The organism is Staphylococcus schleiferi (genome assembly GCF_025558325.1).
In the GTDB taxonomy this organism is placed as follows: Bacteria; Bacillota; Bacilli; order Staphylococcales; family Staphylococcaceae; genus Staphylococcus; species Staphylococcus schleiferi.
This window is the reverse complement of sequence record NZ_CP094712.1, coordinates 2,066,893-2,088,463: the sequence shown is the minus strand read 5'-3', so window position 1 is coordinate 2,088,463 and position 21,571 is coordinate 2,066,893. Positions and strand designations below refer to the sequence as shown.

General features: G+C 35.8%; 17 protein-coding genes. 15 read left to right on the top strand and 2 right to left on the bottom strand.

The annotated features are described in order from the left end of the window. Positions 1 to 21: 21 nt before the first annotated feature. On the bottom strand, positions 22 to 1,092 hold the full coding sequence (gene gdpS / locus MUA40_RS09855; protein ID WP_016424511.1) for a GGDEF domain-containing protein GdpS: 1,071 nt from the start codon (positions 1,090 to 1,092) through the stop codon (positions 22 to 24). Between the two features lie 672 nt (positions 1,093 to 1,764). Here gdpS and MUA40_RS09850 point away from each other — a divergent pair. After that, a complete protein-coding gene (locus tag MUA40_RS09850; RefSeq protein ID WP_016424512.1) occupies positions 1,765 to 2,817 on the top strand; it encodes a glycosyltransferase family 4 protein in 1,053 nt (350 codons plus the stop codon). 264 nt (positions 2,818 to 3,081) lie between these two features. On the opposite strand, the gene MUA40_RS09845 is transcribed toward MUA40_RS09850, so the two are convergent. Then, positions 3,082 to 3,717, bottom strand: a complete 636-nt coding sequence (locus MUA40_RS09845) for a YigZ family protein (protein WP_016424513.1) — start codon at positions 3,715 to 3,717, stop codon at positions 3,082 to 3,084. Between the two features lie 558 nt (positions 3,718 to 4,275). Here MUA40_RS09845 and fakB1 point away from each other — a divergent pair. The 14 genes from fakB1 (at position 4,276) to MUA40_RS09775 (ending at position 21,568) form a co-directional block, all read left to right on the top strand. Continuing rightward, positions 4,276 to 5,160 (top strand): fatty acid kinase binding subunit FakB1, encoded by an 885-nt coding sequence (gene fakB1, locus MUA40_RS09840; protein ID WP_126496226.1) that lies wholly within the window; start codon positions 4,276 to 4,278, stop codon positions 5,158 to 5,160. 249 nt (positions 5,161 to 5,409) lie between these two features. Beyond that, a complete protein-coding gene (locus tag MUA40_RS09835) occupies positions 5,410 to 6,699 on the top strand; it encodes a DEAD/DEAH box helicase family protein (RefSeq protein ID WP_016424515.1) in 1,290 nt (429 codons plus the stop codon). A gap of 14 nt (positions 6,700 to 6,713) precedes the next feature. Next, complete coding sequence (locus MUA40_RS09830) at positions 6,714 to 7,367, top strand: ComF family protein (RefSeq protein WP_037559062.1); 654 nt, start codon at positions 6,714 to 6,716, stop codon at positions 7,365 to 7,367. Positions 7,368 to 7,431: 64 nt separating this feature from the next. After that, on the top strand, positions 7,432 to 7,992 hold the full coding sequence (hpf, locus tag MUA40_RS09825; RefSeq protein WP_016424517.1) for a ribosome hibernation-promoting factor, HPF/YfiA family: 561 nt from the start codon (positions 7,432 to 7,434) through the stop codon (positions 7,990 to 7,992). 279 nt (positions 7,993 to 8,271) lie between these two features. Continuing rightward, positions 8,272 to 10,800: a preprotein translocase subunit SecA gene (gene secA, locus MUA40_RS09820; protein WP_167732768.1), complete on the top strand. Its 2,529-nt coding sequence runs from the start codon at positions 8,272 to 8,274 to the stop codon at positions 10,798 to 10,800. Between the two features lie 29 nt (positions 10,801 to 10,829). After that, positions 10,830 to 11,934 (top strand): peptide chain release factor 2 gene (prfB, locus tag MUA40_RS09815; RefSeq protein ID WP_126496224.1). Its coding sequence is split into 2 segments (ribosomal slippage): positions 10,830 to 10,901 and positions 10,903 to 11,934, totalling 1,104 coding nucleotides; the frame shifts between segments, so codons are not numbered across the junction. A gap of 596 nt (positions 11,935 to 12,530) precedes the next feature. Further along, on the top strand, positions 12,531 to 13,172 hold the full coding sequence (locus tag MUA40_RS09810; RefSeq protein WP_016424521.1) for a YfbR-like 5'-deoxynucleotidase: 642 nt from the start codon (positions 12,531 to 12,533) through the stop codon (positions 13,170 to 13,172). Between the two features lie 5 nt (positions 13,173 to 13,177). Beyond that, on the top strand, positions 13,178 to 13,423 hold the full coding sequence (locus MUA40_RS09805; RefSeq protein ID WP_037559196.1) for a CsbA family protein: 246 nt from the start codon (positions 13,178 to 13,180) through the stop codon (positions 13,421 to 13,423). A gap of 226 nt (positions 13,424 to 13,649) precedes the next feature. After that, a complete protein-coding gene (gene uvrB / locus MUA40_RS09800) occupies positions 13,650 to 15,632 on the top strand; it encodes an excinuclease ABC subunit UvrB (RefSeq protein ID WP_016424523.1) in 1,983 nt (660 codons plus the stop codon). A 5-nt stretch (positions 15,633 to 15,637) separates the two neighbouring features. Then, positions 15,638 to 18,481 carry an excinuclease ABC subunit UvrA gene (uvrA, locus tag MUA40_RS09795; RefSeq protein WP_262569526.1) on the top strand — a complete coding sequence of 948 codons (2,844 nt, stop codon included), beginning with the start codon at positions 15,638 to 15,640 and terminating at the stop codon, positions 18,479 to 18,481. A 3-nt stretch (positions 18,482 to 18,484) separates the two neighbouring features. Next, positions 18,485 to 18,859, top strand: coding sequence for an SHOCT-like domain-containing protein (locus tag MUA40_RS09790; RefSeq protein WP_016424525.1), 375 nt, complete (start codon positions 18,485 to 18,487; stop codon positions 18,857 to 18,859). A 448-nt stretch (positions 18,860 to 19,307) separates the two neighbouring features. Continuing rightward, a complete protein-coding gene (gene hprK, locus MUA40_RS09785; protein WP_016424526.1) occupies positions 19,308 to 20,249 on the top strand; it encodes an HPr(Ser) kinase/phosphatase in 942 nt (313 codons plus the stop codon). Further along, positions 20,249 to 21,085, top strand: a complete 837-nt coding sequence (gene lgt, locus MUA40_RS09780) for a prolipoprotein diacylglyceryl transferase (RefSeq protein ID WP_016424527.1) — start codon at positions 20,249 to 20,251, stop codon at positions 21,083 to 21,085. The genes hprK and lgt overlap by 1 nt, the downstream gene beginning before the upstream one ends. Further along, on the top strand, positions 21,086 to 21,568 hold the full coding sequence (locus MUA40_RS09775; RefSeq protein WP_016424528.1) for an acyltransferase: 483 nt from the start codon (positions 21,086 to 21,088) through the stop codon (positions 21,566 to 21,568). Positions 21,569 to 21,571 lie beyond the last annotated feature (3 nt).

The following is a 21,571-nucleotide window of genomic DNA, read 5'->3' as shown; positions in this document are numbered from 1 at the left end:
GAAGTGTCTAAAATATTTTGCTTATTGTAATTTAATAATTGGATTAAACATCACTTTATTACGGCCTTCATTTTTTGCAACGTGGAGCATGTCATCTGCATCTTTAAAAACTTTTCGATGAGATTTATGTGCGTCACTATCTAAATAACCAACACCAATCGATACAGAAAGTTTAATTACCGTTTTATCAGGAAGGTGAAAATTAGACTTTTCAACTGCTTTTCGAATGTTTTCGGCGAGTTTCACACATTCATCTAAAGAATAATGACGAAGGACAATCGAAAATTCTTCACCGCCATTACGAAAAATTTTAGTCTTTTTAGGCACGTAATTTTGGAATAAGTGAGACATTTGTTTTAAAACAGCATCTCCAGCACGATGTGTATGTGCATCATTGACATCTTTGAACCCATCAATGTCTATCAGCAATAAAGCTAAACTTTGGTTATTATCATCTGCAATACGTGAGACTTCGTTGAGATGACGGTCAAATTCTTTAACATTTCCTAATCCCGTCAAATAATCCACCGTTTCTTCATTTTCGTAACGTTCGATTAAAGAGAAAAATCTTAATAAATCAACATAGAAAATCGCTGTTACTAAAGTAGCAATCACAGAAAGTGGTATTAAGTAGATGACTTCTTTAATATCATACGATGGCATGAATAATGCAATAACGGTCAAAATAATGATACTTAATACATTCAAAATTTGAATTGCAACGACATGGTTCTGTTTTAAAAATGGTCCGATAGTGCTCACAACACCTGCAATGATAATGAGTGCTATAGCATAAGTTAAAGATGTAGATAATACAAAATAGCCAACAAGCGCAATAATCATGGCTGAAATAAATGTGTAAAAGGAATTTGTATAGCGTCCTAAAAATAGTAAAGGAACAAAAGAAAGCTGAACCATATAATGTTCTATAGGTACAGGATATAATGCTAATAATAGTCCAACAATTGTCATCAATACGGTGATATAGCTTTTTGAAAATCTAAAATCGTGTGATTCTGCGTATTGGAGACGATGAAATAAATATATACCAGCAATGGTTACTGAAATATTATAGATAATAGCTTCAATCATAATTTATGACTCCTTTTCTTTACCATTAGTTATTGTAAGTGAAATGTTACATTTTGTCATTCATTTTTATAAGAGAAAATCAGAATTTTAAATGATAAAACGTCGTATTAGTATTTTTATAATAAGTTAAAAAAATTAAAATATCACAATTGTGTCAAATAGTTGTCGATTATGATGCATTGAATGATAATGAGAATAATCGTAAAAGAATATACAATGATAATGAAAAAGAAAATAATAATTTTCGCTCCTATAAATGTTATTAAAGGCATTTACATGTTAATATATGATAATATAATAAAGTGTTTGAAGCGTTTGAATGGTAGGATATATAACAGGATTGAGCGTGTAAAACCATTTTTAAATTGATTTTAATGCAAATAGTTTTATTTTAAAATAAACCGCATGAGTATTTGATTCATGCTCAAAGCGCAATCGCGCACAAGGTGACGTATGCGCTTTACAAGCGTGCGCAATTTACCGTTTGAAGTTTATAAAAGATGAATGTTGGTTCTAACTTCTAGATTGTCTTATACAAAGCATTCTAACTTTTATTTATGTTTTAGTACAGTTCATTCTTTACGTTAAACTTTCTAAAGGTAGCTCATTATAAATATGCTGTTGTTTGTCGAATATTAATAAAGAAAATTTTCATTTATTGAAGGTGAACTGATGTATACTTTAATACTCATTGGCGTTTCAATGATAGTCAGTTTGATGATTATACCGGTCGTTATCGCTGTTTCTAAAAAATTGGATATTGTTGATAAGCCTAATTTTCGTAAGATCCACACTAAGCCTATTTCAATGCTGGGAGGATCGGCGATTTTACTCTCATTTTTAATTGGTATATGGCTTGGAGAACCTATTGAAAGGGAGATTAAGCCGTTACTTCTAGGTTCAGTTGTGATTTATTTAGTGGGTTTGATTGATGATTTATATGACCTTAAACCTATTATTAAGTTAATAGGTCAAATATTAGCAGCAACTGTAGTTGTCTCTTATGGGGTGACCATAGATTTTATTTCCTTGCCTATTGGACCGACAATTCATTTTGGGTGGCTAGGTATCCCGATTACTATTTTTTGGATTGTTGCCATTACAAATGCCATTAACCTTATTGATGGTTTGGACGGCCTAGCTGCAGGGGTATCTGTCATTGCATTAGCTACGATTGCATTTATTGCCATCTTACAAGGTAATATCTTTATCATCATGATTTGTAGTGTATTAATTGGTTCACTACTCGGTTTTCTCGTATTCAATTTCCACCCTGCAAAAATATTTTTAGGGGATAGCGGGGCGTTATTGATTGGCTTTATTATTGGCTTTGTATCATTACTTGGTTTTAAAAATATTACATTTATATCCCTATTTTTCCCGATAGTCATTTTAGCTGTACCATTCATTGATACTTTATTTGCAATGATTCGTCGAGTGAAAAAAGGGCAACATATTATGCAAGCAGATAAATCGCACCTCCATCATAAACTGTTGGACTTAGGTTATACACACCGTCAAACCGTTATACTCATTTATTCCATCGCTTTCATGTTTAGTGTTGTAAGTATTATTTTATATTTATCACAACCATGGGGCGTATTCTTAATGATTATTCTGATTGTGGTTACAATTGAATTGATTGTTGAGTTTACGGGATTAATTGACGATGATTATCGACCGCTACTTAACTTAATTTCAAAGCGAAAAGAGAGCAGAAAATAGTGTAGTCTTTTCAAATTCATTTTGATGACAGAATCTTAAGGATGGATTTAGTATTAAGAAGATGAAGTGCTTTTATCGAAGCAAATATTAAAAATTTAAAGCGTAATTCAACGAAGTTCGTTTGTTCATCAACAAGTTAGAACGGGATTGGGTGTATAGCCCATTCCCGTTTTTATTTGCTTTTCATGAAAGAATATTGAGGATGTATGCATCAATGATTTTTCACAAGTTATGAAAAGGTGAATCGATTTTTGAAGTCATTCGTTAATCGATATCGAAAGGCAAACGTTTAACAGGATCTTCTTCCATAGTGAACTTGCCTTGCGTATGTTGGTTTACAAATTGAATATACGCATCGTAATCTTCTTCTAACACATCAATATGATATGTAACTTGATCCGTATAATTTGTATCTCTTAATATGAAGTTGGTACTTTGAAGTTCGTGCTCAAACTTACCTGTCAGTTCATATGCAATCGACAGTCGCGTTGGAATTGCAGGCTTTAAAGTAACACGTCCAATATCTTGGATGACATCTCTCACTGCGCCACCATATGCACGAATCAGACCGCCCGTACCTAATTTAATGCCTCCAAAATAACGTGTAACAACGACCGCTGCATTATGAACCTCCAGTTTTTTTAACATTTCTAACATAGGAACTCCTGCAGTACCACTAGGTTCACCATCGTCATTTGCTTTTTGGATTAACATGGTATCCCCAATTGTATATGCTGAGCAATTGTGTGTGGCTTCACGGTGTTCTTTCTTTTTGGCCTCTATAAATGCTTTTGCTTCTGATTCATCTTGTACAGGTTTGATATGTGCAATGAATCGTGATTTATTAATTACATTTTCTATGATATGCTCATCTTTTATTGTAATGACTGAATCTGTCATAAATGTCACCCTTTATTGTTCAAATTACGTTGTCTATTATACTATATTAATAAGCTTCATATAAGGTTAGGCAAATGTTGCAATCATTTTTTGTGCTTGATGTCACACCACGATGTGTGATGATTTTTCTTATACGCGTTAGCAGTTATCATGAATGAATCAAGCGTCTTTCATGTATTGTTAAAGCATAATAATTGATGTGCGTGAAGTGATTGTATCCACAATACCTATTGGAAACCTATGAAAACTGTTGATATAATTATAAATTGTTGTATGTTAAAACAATAGCAATATAATAAGAAATCTGATATAAAAGAAAGTATCAAGTACATATTGTAAGGATTTGTGTCTTTCGGTTGAATTAAACTGGAGGTGTAAAGGCGTGTGTAGGTTTCGTTTAAATATGCATCGCCATACTTGACAACATTCGAGTCCGAACAGCACACATTGACAATTATCGCTATCTTTTCGATTAGCGTTCATATCACTTAAATCATATCAAAGTGATTGCAAATAAAATACACGATTGTGTTTTAGCTTTTAGAGGAGGAAATAAAAATGAAGATAGCTGTGATGACTGATTCAACAAGCTATATCCCTCAGCATGTTTTAGAAAAATATAATATTCGTGTTGTACCATTGAGTATTACATTGGAAAACGGTGAGAATTATAAAGAAAATATTTCAATTTTTGCAGATGAATTTTATGATATATTAGAAAAATCAGCGACAATTCCGACGACAAGTCAACCCGCAATTGGCGAGATGATAAATGCTTATGAAGCATACAAAAATGAGGGCTATACAGATGTAATTACGGTTCATCTTTCAAGTGGTATTAGTGGTGCGTATCAAACAGCATTACAAGCAGCTGATATGGTTGAAGGTATTAACGTTCACCCAGTCGATTCAAAAATTGCATGTTTACCAGAGGGTGCACTTGTTATTCGTGCGTTAGATCTAATTGCTCAAGGTTTAGATGTACAAGAAATATTAGCCGATTTGATTGAAATGAGAGATCATACGGGTGCTTTTTTAGTTGTAGATGATTTGAAAAATTTACATAAAAGTGGCCGAATTACTGGGGCGCAAGCATGGATTGGAAACTTACTCAAAATGAAACCCGTGCTTACATTTGAAGATGGCTTAATTGTTCCTTATGAAAAAGTCCGTACTAAAAAGAAAGCGTTGAAATTAATCGAACAAAAAGCAATTGAATTAGCTGATCAATTCGATACAGCGACAGTGATGGTGATCGGTGGTAATAATAAAGAAGAATCACGTGATGTTTTTCAAAGTTTACGCGAACGTTTCCCTGAGAAAAACATTGCATTTTCTGAATTTGGTCCTGTGATTTCGTCTCATTTAGGATTAGGTGGATTTGGGATTGGTGTGACGAACCGTGATATCCGTTTACCTGAAGCAGATGAAGAAGTTGAATAAACTTATTCAAAGTATAAGGCATTTTAAAACCAAACGCTTAGTGTTGGTTTTAAGATGTCTTTATTTTTTTGTGATGTTTAAAGACGAATCCGCTTATAAAAGATGTTTCATTGCCAGTTATTTAAATTCATCGGCCTGTCATTGATTTTTGAATAGCATGAAGTTATAAAACAATGTGCAAATATTTTTGAAAGCGAGAAAGTAATTCATTGGACATAAACGTGTATACAGGTGAAAGGGGCCACTTAAATGTATCTTAACGGACAACTAATTACTGATGTAGCGCTATGTAGGGAAGTAGATATCGAAACACAAAAGAAAGGCATTGAACGAACGAAACAAGGATGGCTTTGTGCGAGATGTGCGACAACAGCGCCTGAACATTTTTATCGTTACAAGAGTCCGTACCACGATAACACAGTTGTATATTGTCGCCACTGTATTCAAATGGGGCGGATTGATAATTTAACGACGGTCTTTATAACGAAAAGTTTAATGAAGTGTACAACAGGTGTGTATCATCTCACTTTCCAGTTGTCGGAACAGCAACAATTTGCTTCTGATCGTATTGTACAAGCGGTTATGAATTTCGAAAGTTTATTAGTTCATGCTGTAACAGGTGCTGGGAAAACAGAGATGATGTTTGAAGCTATTGCACGCGCAAGACGCGCCGCCTACAATGTGGCAATCGTTTCTCCGCGACTAGATGTTGTGATTGAACTCAGTTATCGTGTTCAGCAATCATTTGAAAGCGAAGCGATTGATGTGCTACATCAAGCGAGCAAACAGCAGTATGATGCGCATTTTGTAATTTCAACTGTACACCAGCTGTATCGATTTAAAAATCATTTCCATGTAATATTTGTAGATGAAGTAGACGCTTTTCCTTTGTCGATGGATACGACTTTAATGAGCACAATTGAAAATGCCGCAAGAACACATAAAAGTTTGATTTATATGACAGCTACGCCACCTAAAAAATTAAAAGCACAGTTTGATAATGAACATACGATTACTTTACCTGCTCGTTTTCATCAAAAGCCACTTGTCGTCCCACGTTTTAAATACTTTAAAGTTCGTTTTTCCAAAGTTCAACTTTACCTTCTTAATCAAATGAAACATCAACAAAAACAGCAACGAACCACACTGATATTCTTTAGTGATATTCAACAAATGCGAAAATTTTTTGAAACGTATCGTCATCAAATAGAGCAACTGCACTTTGTGCATAGTGAAGATAGTGCGCGCATAAAGAAAGTTGAAGCCCTACGACAAAAAGCGTATTCAATTATGTTAACAACCACGATATTAGAACGTGGCTTTACAATGGCAGACTTAGATGTCTGGGTGGTTGACAGTCATCGATTTTCTGCAACAGCATTAATTCAAATTGCTGGACGTGTAGGGCGGAAAATGCAAAGCCCAGGAGGCGATGTATGTTTTTTCCATGAGGGAAGAACAACAGCGATGTTTACAGCACGACGTGAAATCAAAATGATGAATCGAATCGCGAGGCAGAGAGGGTGGATTGATGGGTGAGATGCCATTACTGTATGAAAACGTATGATGAAGAGGTGGGGATACGATCGCTTTTTTTAAAGCCAAAAATTGTATGTATAAGTTGTGACGAAGCTATCCAAGCTTGCCGTTTTAATAAAGAGGGCCGATGTCCTTATTGTTTAGGTGCCTATACATCTGGATATTGTCGTAATTGTGATCACCTCAATCTTTCTACGCAACCCTTTGAAAGGATAAACGCGATTTTTCATTATCAAGGTTTTATTAAAACGCTCTTTCACCAATATAAATTTTTACAAGATGTGGCGCTAGCAGAGATTTTTGCTTATTATATTAAAATACCAGCACATGATATTGATTTCATTGTTCCTATGCCCTCAAGTCGAGAAAATGATATCAAACGTACTTTTAATCCAGTAAAGACGATATTAGATTTTCAAAAAATCGCTTATGTTGATTGTTTAAAGATGAACGTACGACCGAAACAATATACTTTGACGCCAAGCGAACGATTTAAGGTTCAGAATCCGATTTATTTTGAACATGATGAAAGTGTGATTTGTTTAGAAAACAAGTCTATTCTACTTATTGATGATATTTACACAACGGGGCATACAGCGCATTGTGCCGCAGATGTATTATTACAACAAAAAGTCAGAAAATTAAGTATGTTAACGTTTGCGAGATAGCGTAAACATGTTAAAATATAAGTAAGGAATATATTTTAAAAAGAGGTTGAAAGGAGCGAGCACTATGATTAACTTTGAAATTCATGGAGACAACCTCACAATCACAGATGCTATCAGAAATTATATTGAGGAGAAGATTGGTAAATTAGAACGTTATTTCACTAATGTACCCAATGCAACTGCTCATGTTAAAGTTAAAACATACCAAAACTCTAGCACTAAAATTGAAGTGACAATTCCTTTGAAGAATGTTACACTTCGTGCGGAAGAACGTCACGATGATTTATATGCCGGAATCGATTTGATTAATAATAAACTTGAACGTCAAGTCCGTAAATATAAAACACGTGTAAACCGTAAAAATAGAGATCGTGGTTTTGAAGAAGACGTTTTTGTTGATGTTGAAGGTGCAGAACCAGAAGTTGAAAACGAAGCTACAGATTCTGATATCGAAATCATCCGTTCAAAAACATTTAGTTTAAAACCAATGGATTCAGAAGAAGCGGTTTTACAAATGAACTTATTAGGACATGATTTCTTCGTATTCAATGACCGAGAAACAGATGGTACAAGTATTGTATATCGTCGTAAAGATGGAAAATACGGTTTAATTGAAACTGAATAATCAATATGTCGAGTAAGAAAGCGTGAATTTCACCACTTAGGCATCGTTTTTGAGCCTATCATTATAGCGAATGGAGTTCATGACATATTGGATTGATATTTAAGAAATCTATGGTAGACCATTGCCATAGATTTCTTTTTTAGTAAAATACGCGTATGATAGTAGTGTGATAAATAACGACGGCAATGTAACTGAGTATTTGAGTATAAATTTATACTCAAAAATGGTATGATGAGTTGTTGTAAGCGACACAGTATTAACGCTAAAGGAGCGAACAAAATGGGTTTTTTAACTAAACTGGTTGACGGTAATAAAAGAGAAGTCAAACGTTTAAGTAAATTAGCAGATAAAGTCATAGCCTTAGAAGAACAAATGGCGCTATTAACTGATGATGAAATGAAAGCGAAAACGAAAGCTTTTCAAGAAGAAGTACAAAAAGTTGAAGATATTAGAAAACAAAATAATAAGTTAGATGACATTTTACCTGAAGCATTTGCGCTCGTCCGTGAAGCCTCTAAACGTGTATTCAATATGACACCTTACAAAGTTCAAATCATGGGTGGGATTGCTATCCATAATGGTGACATCGCTGAAATGAGAACAGGTGAAGGTAAAACATTGACTGCAACAATGCCAACGTATTTAAATGCACTCACTGGTCGCGGTGTGCATGTCATTACAGTCAATGAATATTTATCTAGTGTACAAAGTGAAGAAATGGCTGAACTGTATAACTTTTTAGGTCTATCTGTAGGCTTGAACTTAAACAGTTTGAGCACTATCGACAAACGTGAAGCGTACAGTAAAGACATTACGTACAGTACAAATAACGAACTTGGTTTCGATTATTTAAGAGATAACATGGTGAACTATAAAGAAGACCGTGTTATGCGTCCGCTCAATTTTGCAATTATTGATGAGGTTGACTCTATTTTAATTGATGAAGCACGTACGCCTTTAATTATTTCTGGAGAAGCCGAAAAATCAACGTCACTTTATACGCAAGCCAATGTTTTTGCGAAGATGCTTAAATCTGAAGAAGATTATAATTACGACGTACAAACAAAAGCGATTCAATTAACTGAGCAAGGAATTGATAAAGCTGAGCGTATGTTCAAAATAGAGAATTTATATGATGTCAAACACGTTGATATTATTCACCATATTAACCTTGCGTTACGTGCACATTATACAATGCAACGCGACGTTGACTATATGGTGACAGGCGGCGAAATTTTAATTGTAGACCAATTTACAGGTCGTACAATGCCTGGACGTCGTTTTTCAGAAGGATTGCATCAAGCAATTGAAGCAAAAGAAAACGTAAAAATTCAAAATGAGTCTAAAACAATGGCCTCAATTACATTCCAAAACTATTTCAGAATGTATAACAAGTTGGCTGGTATGACAGGGACAGCTAAAACAGAGGAAGAAGAATTCCGTAATATTTACAATATGACAGTAACGCAAATCCCAACCAACCGACCTGTTCAACGTCACGATAAGTCCGATTTAATTTATGTGAGTCAAAAAGGTAAATTCGATGCGGTTGTCGAAGAGGTTATAGAAAAACACCGTAAAGGTCAACCGGTTTTACTAGGGACAGTTGCGGTTGAAACTTCTGAATATATTTCTAACTTGCTTAAAAAGCGTGGTATTCGTCATAGTGTATTAAATGCTAAAAACCATGAAAGAGAAGCTGAAATTGTTGCGGGTGCAGGTCAAAGAGGATCAGTAACAATTGCAACAAATATGGCCGGTCGTGGTACAGATATTAAACTTGGCGAAGGTGTAGAAGAACTCGGAGGACTTGCTGTTATTGGCACAGAACGACATGAATCTCGCCGTATTGATGACCAATTACGTGGTCGTTCAGGTCGTCAAGGCGACCAAGGGGACAGTCGTTTCTACCTTTCATTACAAGATGATTTAATGGTGCGTTTCGGTTCAGATCGAATGCAAGCGATGATGAACCGATTGGGAATGGATGACTCTACGCCGATTGAATCTAGAATGGTTTCTCGTGCTGTAGAATCTGCGCAAAAACGTGTTGAAGGTAACAACTTTGATGCACGTAAACGTATTTTAGAATATGATGAAGTTTTACGTAAGCAACGTGAAATTATGTATGAAGAGCGAAATCGCATTATTGATGAAGTTGAAAGTTCAGAGCTCGTGATTCAAATGATGAAATCAACGTTGCAACGAACATTGAATTATTATGTGAATGAAGACGAAGAAAAAATGGATTATGAACCTATTATTCATTATATCGAAGACGTTTTCTTACATGAGGGTGACTTAAAAGAAAGTGAAATTAAAGGTAAAGACCAAGAGGATATGTATGAAGTCATCTGGGCTAAAATCGAGGCTGCCTATGAGCGACAAAAATCTCAATTAGGCGATCGTATGCCAGAGTTTGAACGTATGATTCTCCTTCGTTCTATCGATGATCATTGGACATCACATATCGATACGATGGATCAATTAAGACAAGGGATTCACTTACGTTCATATGGTCAACAAAATCCTTTAAGAGATTATCAAAATGAAGGTCATGAGTTATTTGATATCATGATGCAAAGCATTGAAGAAGATGTAAGTAAATATATCCTAAAATCAGTAATTACTGTGGATGATGATGTGGAGCGTGAAAAAACAAAGGAGTTGGAGGGGAAGCACGTCTCAGCTGAGGACGGCAAAGAGAAAGCTAAGCCCCAACCTTTTGTAAAGGACCAAGAAATTGGTCGTAATGAGCAATGTCCATGTGGTAGTGGCAAAAAATATAAGAATTGCCATGGAAAATAAGTTGTTGAACATTTGAAGGAGAGATAAATATGGAATTATCAGAGATTAAGCGTAATATTGATGACTATACCTCGAAATTAGAACAACTTAGGGGGTCTCTTTGACTTAGAAAACAAAGAGACAAATATTCAAGAGTATGAGGAAATGATGGCTGACCCACATTTTTGGGACAATCAAAACCGCGCTCAAGAAATCATCGATAAAAATAATGCGTTAAAGTCAGTAGTTCAAGATTATTATGAAGTCGCAGAAACGATTGAAAATATGGAAGCAACCGTTGAGCTCTTGCAAGACGAATATGATGAAGATATCAAGCAAGATATAGAGGCTGAAGTCATCGATTTTGAAGAGAAGCTTAATCATTTTGAATTGCAACTCTTACTTAATGGTGAACATGATGCGAATAACGCAATTATAGAGTTGCACCCCGGTGCAGGTGGAACAGAATCTCAAGATTGGACCAATATGTTGTTACGTATGTATCAGCGTTTTTGCGAGCAACAAGGATTTAAAACGGAGATTGTTGACTACCAAGCGGGTGATGAGGCGGGTGTCAAAAGTGTTACCATGCTTGTGAAAGGTCATAATGCTTATGGCTATTTGAAAGCTGAAAAAGGTGTTCATCGTTTAGTACGTATTTCACCTTTTGATTCTTCTGGCCGACGTCATACGTCTTTCGCATCTTGTGATGTAATACCTGAGTTCAACAACGAAAAGATTGAAATTGAAATCAATCCTGATGACATTTCCGTTGATACTTTCCGTGCTTCTGGTGCCGGCGGACAACATATTAATAAAACAGAGTCTGCCATTCGTATTACGCACCATCCAACTGGTATTGTGGTGAACAACCAAAATGAGCGTTCACAAATTAAAAACAGAGAAGCTGCGATGAAGATGTTAAAAGCAAAGCTTTATCAACTTGAGCTCGAACAAAAAGAGCAAGAGTTAGCGGCTATTCGTGGTGAACAAAAAGAAATTGGATGGGGAAGCCAAATTAGATCCTATGTATTCCATCCGTATTCCATGGTAAAAGATCATCGAACAAATGAAGAAACAGGCAATGTCAATGCAGTGATGGATGGCGATATTAGTCCATTTATTGAGGCTTATTTAAGACATCTCATGCATTAAGTTGTATCAAAATAGGAACGAAAAATGAACCCTATGATATTAGGATTCATCTTCGTTCCTTTTTTATACATGTTTTTCAAATTAAAAATGAAGAACCTTTATAACTTCAAAAATCGCATTTTTATTATTTTTAGACTGTATAAAAGACCAAAGAAAAAAGCAATGCCACTTTTCAATAGTGAAATTGCTTAATAGATTGCGTACCGAGTCGAGACTCCCGAGGCATAGAGTCGAAACCGAAAATCCATTTTGGCTTCTTATGAGCTACAATAAAAGCCAAAATTAGTTGAGGTAAGGCGCCTGGGAAAGCGAGACTCGAAGAAGCAATCGGAAGTTTGCGACTTAATTATTATAGACACATAACCACCATATAAAGTGTACAGCCATTAAATGCTAAAAAAACTGATATTGATGGTGCGTCGGCTCGTTTGTTTTTTAAACTTTATGACTTCGCGTAAAGAATTATTTTAAATTGTATTCATTTTTGTTAAATATCAGTGAAAGCTGTAAAAACAAGTGAAAAATTCAATATAAATGTGTTAATATAATCAACAAATAGCTTGCATGCGCTTAATTGATTTTAGAGGAGGTTGGCTATGGGCGTCCATCAATATTTTAAAAGATTATCAGATTTAGAAAAATTAATTCGTTTACCGGGAAAATTTAAGTATTTTGAGCATAATGTAGCGGCACATTCATTTAAAGTAACAAAAATCGCCCAATATTTAGGCACTGTTGAAGAGTATCATGGGAAAACAGTGGATTGGAAAAGTTTATACGAAAAGGCATTAAATCATGACTTTGCAGAGGTTTTTACTGGTGATATTAAAACACCTGTCAAGTATGCAAGCGGTGAGTTAAAAAAACTCTTTTCACAAGTTGAGGAAGAAATGGTTGATACTTTTATTAAGGAAGAGATTCCAGAAAAGTATCAAGATATATATCGACGTCGATTACAGGAAGGGAAAGATGATTCTCTAGAAGGACAAATTTTATCAGTAGCTGATAAAATTGACTTACTGTATGAAACGTTTGGAGAAATTCAAAAAAGAAATCCTGAACCGCTATTTTTCGAAATTTACGAAATGAGTCTCGAAACCATCATGCAATTTGATCATTTGTACTCAGTTCAAGATTTCATAGAGCATATTATTCCTGAAATGTTAACAGAAAGATTTATCCCTAAAACGGAATTAAGAGAAACAACAATGCATATCCTTAATAAAAGAAAGATGTGATTGGATTGATCTGGTATATATTAGCCGCATTTTTTCCATGTGTACTTGTTGTTCTTTTCAGTACGGTAACGAGAAGTAAATGGATAGGGACTCTCATTACTCTTGTAGTTATAGGGGCTTCAGTCTACAAAGGCTTCTTTCATAATGAATGGATTATTTTCTTAGATGTTGTCTCATTGCTAGCAGGATATCTCATTATGGATTACTTAGAGAAAAACCGGACTGAGCATGATGATGACAGTGGAATATAACATTTAAGAATATTTACATTACAAATGTTATATTTAGAATGATTATAAAAATAAATATTTTTCACCAGGAGTGAATCTGAAAAGCAAGACATGGCAATCAGATACGCTCCTTTTTGACATGTTAAAACATCGCGCAAGCACAATCACGTGTTACGAACAAATGTTTGTATTTTTTAATTGTATTCTGTTAAAATATGAGTATTAAGTTGATAGGAGGCGAACAGGGATGGAGCATCATGATTTTAAAATTGCTTCAAAATTTGATCCACAAGGTGATCAACCTAAAGCAATAGAGGCGCTTGTGAAAGGGATTAAGGAAGGCAAGCGCCATCAAACATTGTTAGGGGCTACTGGAACAGGTAAAACCTTTACAATGAGTAATGTGATAAAAGAAGTAGGGAAACCAACATTAATTATTGCTCACAATAAAACGCTCGCAGGACAACTCTACAGTGAATTTAAAGCCTTCTTTCCTGAAAACAGAGTAGAGTATTTTGTGAGTTATTATGATTATTACCAACCTGAGGCGTATGTTCCATCTACTGACACATTTATAGAAAAAGACGCATCTATTAATGACGAAATTGATCAACTGCGTCACTCTGCAACAAGTGCGTTATTTGAGAGAGATGATGTCATTATTATTGCAAGTGTAAGCTGTATTTATGGTTTAGGGAATCCGGATGAATATCGTGACTTGGTAGTAAGTATTCGTGTCGGAATGGAAATGGATCGCAGTGATTTATTGAGAAAGCTTGTTGATGTGCAGTATACACGTAACGATATCGATTTTAAACGGGGAACTTTCAGAGTGCGTGGAGACGTTGTTGAGATTTTCCCAGCTTCACGTGATGAATTATGTATTCGGGTTGAATTTTTTGGTGATGAGATTGATCGAATTAGCGAGATTAATTATTTAACTGGGGAAGTTCTTAAAGAACGAGAACATTTTGCGTTATTCCCTGCATCACACTTCGTAACACGTGAAGAAAAAATGAAAATTGCAATCGAAAGAATTGAAAAAGAACTTGAAACACAACTTGAACATTTAAGAAGTGAAAACAAACTTTTAGAGGCACAACGTTTAGAACAACGTACAAATTATGATTTAGAAATGATGCGAGAAATGGGATTCACTTCAGGGATCGAAAATTACTCGGTTCATTTAACATTAAGACCTTTAGGTTCGACGCCGTATACGTTGCTAGACTATTTCGGTGACGATTGGTTAGTGATGATTGATGAATCACATGTGACTTTACCACAAATCCGGGGTATGTATAATGGTGACCAAGCACGTAAAAAGGTACTGGTTGAGCATGGTTTTCGTTTACCAAGTGCGTTAGACAATAGACCTTTGAAATTTGAAGAATTTGAAGAAAAAACGAAGCAACTCGTATATGTTTCAGCAACACCAGGACCTTACGAACTTGAACATACTAACGAAATGGTGGAACAAATTATTCGACCAACAGGCTTACTAGATCCTAAAATTGAAGTACGACCTACGAAAAACCAAATCGACGACCTGTTAAGTGAGATTCAAGAACGCACAGAGCGTAATGAACGTGTCTTAATTACGACCTTAACGAAAAAAATGAGTGAAGACTTAACCACATATCTTAAAGAAGCAGGTGTCAAAGTTAATTATCTCCACTCAGAAATTAAAACGCTTGAACGTATAGAAATCATTCGAGATTTAAGAATGGGAACATTTGATGTATTAATTGGTATCAACTTGTTGCGTGAAGGTTTAGATATACCAGAAGTTTCTTTAGTTGTGATTTTAGATGCTGATAAAGAGGGCTTTTTACGTTCTGAACGTTCCCTTATTCAAACGATTGGTCGTGCAGCCCGAAATGACAAAGGTGAAGTTATCATGTATGCGGATAAAATCACTGACTCTATGCAAGTCGCAATCGATGAAACCGAACGACGTCGTGAAATTCAAATGGCTTACAATGAGGCGCACGGCATAGTGCCTCAAACAATTAATAAGCAAATTCATGATGTGATTAGTGCGACTGTGGAATCTGATGAGACAAATGAAGATGCACGTACAGAAGTGCCGAAGAAAATGACGAAAAAAGAGCGTCAAAAAACGATAGAAAATGTCGAAAAAGAAATGAAAGAAGCAGCAAAAGCACTGGATTTCGAAAAAGCAACAGAATTAAGAGATTTATTATTCGAATTAAAATCAGAAGGGTGAAAAGCATGAAAGAACCGTCGATTGTTGTGAAAGGGGCACGCGCCCATAATTTAAAAAATGTTGATATTGAATTACCTAAACAAAAATTGATAGTGATGACGGGTTTATCTGGATCAGGTAAATCCTCATTGGCTTTTGATACGATTTATGCTGAGGGGCAACGTCGATACGTCGAATCATTAAGTGCATATGCACGTCAATTTTTAGGTCAAATGGACAAGCCTGATGTGGATACAATAGAAGGCTTGTCACCTGCAATATCAATAGACCAAAAAACAACGAGTAAAAATCCACGTTCTACAGTAGCTACGGTAACTGAAATTTATGATTATATTCGTTTGCTATATGCACGTATCGGCAAACCTTATTGTCCAATTCATGGTATTGAGATACAATCACAGACTGTACAACAAATGACGGATAGAATTATGGCGTTAGAAGAACGGACAAAGATCCAATTAATGGCACCTGTCGTTAATCATCGTAAAGGAACGCACGAAAAATTATTGAATGATATTAGTAAAAAGGGATATGTGCGTGTCCGCGTTGATGGCGAGATAATGGACGTGACACAAGTGCCAGAACTTGATAAAAATAAAAATCACACCATTGAAATTGTTGTCGATCGTTTAGTAGTCAAAGCAGGTATTGAAACGCGTCTGGCTGATTCAATTGAAACCGTATTAGAACTTGCAGATGGTCGTCTTGTTGTCGATGTCATTGACGGAGACCAACTTGAGTTTTCTGAAAAACATGCATGTCCAATATGTGGTTTTTCGATTGGTGAGCTAGAGCCAAGAATGTTCAGTTTTAACAGTCCATTTGGTGCATGTCCGACTTGTGATGGTTTAGGAACTAAATTAACCGTTGATATTGATTTAGTTGTTCCTGACAAAGACAAATCCCTTAATGAAGGGGCGATTGTCCCATGGGAGCCAACGAGTTCAGATTTTTATCCAACGTTATTAAAACGTGTGTGTGAAGTTTATAAAATCAATATGGATAAACCTTATAAAAAATTAACTGATCGACAAAAAAGCATTATTTTGCATGGTTCCGGAGATAAAGAAATTACTTTCTCATTCCAATCGAAAAATGGACAACAGCGTACACGTACGATGCCGTTTGAAGGGGTCATTCCGAATATTGAGCGCCGTTACCATGAATCGCCTTCAGAATATGTCCGTGAAATGATGCAAAAATATATGGCAGAACAACCTTGTGAAACGTGTCATGGACAAAGATTAAGTCGAGAAGCACTTTCAGTTTATGTTGCTGGAAAAAATATTGGTGAAGTCGTTGAACAATCTATAAAAGAAGCGCTTGATTACTATGAAAATATCGAATTATCAGATCAAGATGCCCAAATTGCGCGTTTAATTTTAAAAGAGATTACATCTCGTTTATCCTTTTTGAATAACGTAGGTTTGGATTATTTAACGTTGAATCGTGCATCAGGTACACTGTCAGGAGGAGAAGCGCAACGTATCCGTTTGGCAACTCAAATCGGTTCACGTCTTTCTGGTGTCCTTTATGTACTTGATGAACCTTCGATTGGTTTGCATCAGCGTGATAACGATCGTCTCATCAATACGCTAAAAGAAATGCGCGATTTAGGAAATACATTAATTGTTGTCGAACATGATGAAGATACCATGATTGAAGCGGACTATCTTGTCGATATCGGACCAGGTGCAGGTGATCATGGAGGTCATGTTGTTTCTAGTGGTACACCTAAACAGGTGATGCGAGATAAAAAATCACTGACAGGTCAATATTTGAGTGGTAAAAAGTTTATTCCTGTTCCTGAACATCGTCGAGAAAAAACCGACCGTAAGATTTCAGTGAAAGGCGCGAGAAGTAACAACCTTAAAGGTGTAGATGTTGATTTTCCGTTGTCAGTGATGAATGTGGTAACTGGGGTTTCAGGTTCTGGAAAAAGTTCGCTTGTTAATGAAGTATTGTATAAATCTCTTGCTAAAGCGATCAATAAATCAAAAGTGAGACCTGGTGCACATGATGAAATTACAGGTATAGAAGAGATTGATAAAATTATAGATATTGATCAGTCACCTATCGGTCGTACGCCAAGATCTAATCCAGCCACATATACAGGTGTTTTTGATGATATACGAGATGTTTTTGCCTCAACGAACGAAGCAAAGGTACGAGGTTATCAAAAAGGACGTTTTAGCTTTAATGTGAAAGGCGGACGTTGTGAAGCATGTAAAGGTGACGGTATTATCAAAATTGAAATGCATTTCTTACCAGATGTTTATGTACCTTGTGAAGTATGTGGAGGGAAACGTTATAATCGCGAAACTTTAGAAGTCACATATAAAGGTAAAAACATTTCTGATGTTTTAGAGATGACAGTTGAAGACGCAGTCCATTTCTTTGAAAATATCCCTAAAATCAAACGTAAATTACAGACGCTTGTGGATGTAGGTTTAGGTTATATTACGTTGGGTCAACCAGCAACAACACTATCGGGTGGTGAAGCACAACGTGTGAAACTCGCATCTGAATTGCATAAACGTTCAACTGGACGTTCAATTTATATTTTAGATGAGCCAACAACAGGTTTACATGTTGACGATATTAGCCGATTATTAAAAGTTTTAAATCGACTTGTTGACAATGGTGATACAGTCGTTATTATTGAACATAACCTTGATGTCATTAAAACTGCTGACCATTTAATTGACTTAGGGCCAGAAGGTGGTGACGGTGGCGGGACAATCTTAGCAACAGGAACACCTGAAGAGATTGCCGCACATCCAACTTCATACACTGGACGATATTTGAAAGAAATATTGGCACGTGATAAAGCGCGACAGGAGGGCTAGTAAATGAAAGAAGCAAAATTCAAAGTGTTAGAATTACTACAAGCTGGAAAGATTTCAGTAGAAGAAGCAGCAATACTATTAGATGCAATGGCAACAGACACAACGACAGCACAAGCGCAAACGAACCATTCAGATACTCAAAAAACCGAAGCAAAAGCCGATGATACAAATGTAGACAGCGATTTTAAATCTTCAGTAGAAGACTTTGTCCGCGATACATTTGAAAATGTGAGTGAAACACTACGTCAAGGCGTTGAATATGTCAATCAACAGCGCGAACAAGCAAAGCAAAATAAAGAAGCACACCCTATTGATCCTTTAAAACAATTTGAAAAAACATTAAAAGAAGTGACAGATAGATTGAATAAAGAAAAGTAAATGCCCTTTATTTAACAGATGATCATTGTGATTTCGCACTAAAATGATAGTGTAGAAATTGTTCTTATATGAGTCCCTAAAATTCATGTGATTTATGAATTTTGGGGACTTTTTTATCTGTCTAGTGGTAGATGTTCCTTCTTAAATAGTAAAAATGTTAAAATGAATAGGGTCATTGAGTAGAGTGAACCGTTTTTAATGGATGAGACACAACGAGTTAAGATGAATGTAAAAGTTTTTTAATAATGAAATACATCTCATTCTTTCGCATTTCATGTATAATATAGGACATAATTAACCACGATAGGCACAGTACATCGGATAGGACTGCGTTAAAAAGAAGTGTGATTAAGTAAGCGCGTGGAGATTAGTCTCGCAATAGACTGTTATTTTGCGTCTTTCTATATGATGATTAACGAGAGATAGAGTGAATACTGAGGTGACTGACATGTTAACAACTCAAGATTTAGTAAAGCGATTTAATTTGAAAGTGATAGCTGGTGAAGCAGGTTTAAACCGACCTATTCATAATACAGATATCTCTAGACCCGGTTTAGAGATGGCAGGCTATTTCTCGCATTATGCTTCGAATCGAATTCAACTATTAGGTACAACAGAACTTTCGTTTTATAATTTATTGCCAGATGAGGATAGACAGGGGCGGATGAGAAAACTTTGTCGTCCAGAAACACCAGCAATTATTATCACGAGAGGACTTGAAGCGCCTGAGGAATTGTTAGAAGCGTCTAAAGCATTAGATACACCACTCATTTATGTGGACGAAGCTACGACACGTGTCATGGGACGTCTCACGTCTTATCTTGAGCACGAATTAGCAAATTCTACAGCATTACATGGTGTACTGGTAGACGTGTATGGGATTGGGGTATTAATTACTGGAGATTCAGGCATAGGTAAAAGTGAAACGGCTTTAGAACTTGTGAAGCGCGGTCATCGTCTGGTCGCAGATGATAATGTAGAAATTAAGGAAATCAATAAAAACGAATTGATTGGTAAGCCGCCTAAAATTATTGAGCATTTACTAGAAATAAGAGGGCTAGGAATTATTAACGTGATGACGCTTTTTGGAGCAGGTTCTATCTTGACGCAAAAACGCATACGGCTGAATATCAATCTTGAAACGTGGGATCAAAACAAATTATATGATCGCGTTGGATTGAATCACGAGACGCTTAAAATTTTGGATACGGAAATTACTAAAAAAACAGTCCCAGTTCGGCCAGGAAGAAACGTGGCTGTCATTATTGAAGTAGCTGCAATGAATTATCGACTCAATATTATGGGCATTAATACAGCAGAAGAATTTAATGAACGTTTAAATGCTGAAATATTAAAAAATAGTACACATCAAAAAGGAGATAAAGAATGATGATTGGTTACATCAATCCTGTAGCAATTGATCTAGGTGGTTTGCAAATCAAGTGGTATGGGATTATTATAGCAACTGCAATATTAATTGGTTATTGGTTTGCACAAAAAAGTGCACAAAAAGTAGGCTTTAAAGAAGACGATTTAATTAATATTTTAATTGTCTGCGTCGTTGTCGCTATCGTTACTGCACGACTCTATTTTGTTTTATTCCACTTGGATTATTACTTACAAAATCCCGCAGAGATTATTATGATTTGGCGTGGAGGGATAGCGATCCACGGTGGCCTAATTGGTGCGTTTGCCATGGGAATGTATTATTGTTATCGCAAAGATTGGCATCCTTTACAACTCGGCGATATCGTTGCACCTAGCATTATATTGGCGCAAGGGATTGGACGCTGGGGGAATTTCATGAACCATGAGGCTCATGGTGGGCCAGTTAGTCGCGCCTTTTTGGAACAATTGCATTTACCACAATTCATAATTGAGAATATGAAAATCGACGGTATTTATTATCACCCTACTTTTTTATATGAATCCATATGGAATGTGATTGGTTTTATCATTCTAATTCTTTTACGTCGACGTCTTCGCATTGGCGAAACATTTTTTACGTATTTAATTTGGTACTCAATTGGACGTTTCTATATCGAAGGCTTGCGAACAGATAGCTTGATGTTAACTGAGACGATTCGAATTGCACAGCTTGTCTCTATTATCGCTATTGTGATTGGTGTAGCACTGTTTATATGGAGACGATTTAAATCCAAAGCACCGTTGTATCGAGAAGCAAGTGTTTTAAATTGGCCTTGGGAAAAGAAAGGGTCACGTTAAATGAAAAGACGTTTAACGGTCATTCCGACCAAAACGCATAATGCGCTTTGGCACATGTATGACTATCAAAGTTTTACAAAATTGTTTAAAAATACATTAATTATTGAACTGGCGCGATTTGTACCGAGTTTGAAATTCAAACGCTGGCTCTATCGACATATTTTGAAGATGACAATCGGGCCATATACGGCGATTGCTTTCAAAGTGACACCTGATATTTTTTATCCTGAAAAAATAAAAATAGGCAAAAATGTCATTATTGGTTATAATACAACACTACTGACACATGAATTTTTGACCGATGCACTGAGAGTAGGAGAGATTGAAATTGGTGACGATACGATGATTGGAGCTAATGTTACAATTCTTCCTGGTGTTAAAATTGGTGCGCGTACTAAAATCGGTGCAGGCAGCGTTGTTTCAAAAGATATACCCAATGATGTCATTGCTTATGGTAAACCGATTCAAATAAAAGAACAATAAGAG